This is a genomic window from Deltaproteobacteria bacterium PRO3 (assembly GCA_030263375.1).
In the GTDB taxonomy this organism is placed as follows: Bacteria; UBA10199; UBA10199; order DSSB01; family DSSB01; genus DSSB01.
The window spans coordinates 1-2,273 of sequence record SZOV01000185.1 but is presented as its reverse complement, the minus strand read 5'-3'; the positions used below and the strand labels follow the sequence as shown (position 1 = coordinate 2,273).

General features: G+C 68.4%; 2 protein-coding genes. Both read left to right on the top strand.

What is annotated here, in order from left to right; translation table 11 throughout:
• Nucleotides 1–69 precede the first annotated feature (69 nt).
• Nucleotides 70–645, top strand: coding sequence for a hypothetical protein (locus FBR05_15170; GenBank protein ID MDL1873520.1), 576 nt, complete (start codon nucleotides 70–72; stop codon nucleotides 643–645).
• Nucleotides 646–2,273: penicillin-binding protein 2 (mrdA, locus tag FBR05_15165; GenBank protein MDL1873519.1), on the top strand; the 1,628-nt coding region annotated here is incomplete at its 3' end.

Genomic DNA, 2,273 nt, shown 5'->3' with positions numbered 1-2,273 from the left:
CGATCCCTACGTCGAGCTGAACAAGCTGGAAGAGGTCTTGGTCTTGGCGCCGCGGGAGGGCGGCGAGGGATGAGGGATTTTTGCAAATATCTCGCTTGGGGGATTTTGGCCTTGGGCCTCAGCCTCGCCTGGCCGCAGGCCCGCGTCGATGCCCTGGCCATCGTCCTGGCCCAGGCCTTTCTGGGCTCCGAGCGAAAGGCTCAGGCCTGGCTCCTGCTGGTCGTCTTGGCCTGCCTGACCAGCGCCTTCTCGCTGGCCTCGCCGGCGACGGTTGCCATTCCCTGGGCCCTCGCGGCGCTGGTCTTCTTCGCCCTGCGCCGGAATTTTTCCTTTTCTCCCGGCCTAGCGCGTTTCGTCCTCCTGTTCGGCCTTTGGCTGGCCCCCTTCCTGTTTTGGTCGGCGCGCACGGCGCTCGCCGGCGGCGGCTGGTATCCGGAGTGGGGCGACGCCCTCGGCCTGGCCGCGACCCTCGCCGTCGGCATGATCGCGCCGCCCCTGCTCTCCGCCGCATGGGCACGGCTTTGGCGCCGCCTCCGCCGGCTCGGAGGAGCCACCGGGCGGGTGGACCTCTCCCGTGCCGATTGGCTGAGCGGGCGCGGCGCCCGGATCCTGCGCAAACCCTTCGGACTCGAAAAGGGCTTGTAAATGGAGGCCTACCGGAAGCGCCTCTTGGGCTTCGCCCTCTTGATCCTGGCCTTCTTCGGCCTGGCGCTTTACCGTCTCGTCGACCTTCAGGTGGTGCAGGGCGAAAAATACCTCCGCTTCAGCCAGATCAACACCCTCCGCGAAATTCCCATCCCCGCCCCGCGGGGCAAGATCCTCGACCGCGAGGGACGCGTCTTGGCGGACAACCGTCCCAGCTTCACGCTGCGGCTCAATCCCGCCCAGGTGAAGGACCCGGAACGGGCGCGGCGCAGCCTGGCCTACCTGTTGGAGTGGCCCCCGGAGGCCGTACAGGAAAAATTGAACGCGAAGAAATCCAACTCCCTGCTCGGACCGGCGGTGGTGGCGAAGGACTTGAGCCGCGACGAGGTGGCGAGGATCCGGGCGCGCATGACGCGCGTCCACACCGGTATGGAGCCCGACCTGGACTTGAGCGGCGTCGAGCTGGTGGTGCACTTCGAGCGGGTCTATCCCTACCAAGAGAAGGTCGGGCACGTCCTGGGTTACGTCCGCGAGGTGAGCGACAAGGAGCTCAAGGAGTGGGAGGCGCGCGAGCCCGGCCGGGTCAGCCCCGGCGACGACGTCGGCGTGGCGGGGGTCGAGAAGGCCTTCGACGACGCGCTGCGCGGCCACGACGGCTACCGTCAGACCCTCGTCGACGCGATGGGTCGCGAGGCCGACTTGAGCGAGTTCGACTTCGGCACCGTCCTGCGGGAGCAACCCGCCGCGGCCGGAAAGACCTTGCAGCTCACCCTCGACGCCCGCCTCATGGAGGTGGCCGCCGAGGCCTTCGGCGACGAGGTGGGCGCGCTGGTCGCGATGGACCCGCGCGACGGGGCCATCCTGGCCTGGGTGAGCCATCCGGCCTACAACCCGGAGGATCTCACCGGCACCATTCCGAAGGCCCTGTGGAAGGAATTGCAGGAGCACCCCGGCAACATCCTGCTCAACCGCCCCACTCAGGCCGCCTATCCGCCCGGTTCGACCTACAAGATCGTCACGGCCATCGCGGGCCTGGCGGAGAAGGAGACGGACTTCAAAGAGACGGTCCATTGCCCCGGCTACTACCTGTTTGGCGGGCGGCGCTGGGGCTGCTGGAACAAGGCGGGGCACGGCCGCGTCGACCTGCACCGCGCGCTGGTCAGCTCCTGCGACGTCTTCTTCTACAAGCTGGGCGAGCGCCTAGGGCCCGACCGCCTCGCCCATTACGCGAAGCTGCTGGGCCTGGGGAAGAAGACCGGCGTCTTGGCCGACTCTGAGCGCGAAGGCCTGATCCCGACCCGCGAGTGGAAGGAGAAGGCGCGCAAGGAGAAGTGGTCGCCCAGCGACAGCCTGGGCATCGCGATCGGCCAGGGCTACGACCTGGTCACGCCGCTGCAGAACGCCTTGATGACGGCGCAGGTCGCCAACGGCGGTAAGCGGATCGTGCCGCACCTCTTGGCCGCGACGATCGACGATCAAGGCAAGAAATCCCCCGTCGCCGCGGAACGGCCCGAGCCGCTCCCCTGGGGGATCGGCGAGAAGGATTTTCTAGAGATCCGCCGCGCCCTGATCGACGTGGTGGCGGGCGCCGGCGGCACCGGCGCCAAGGCCCGGATCCCCGGCGTCAC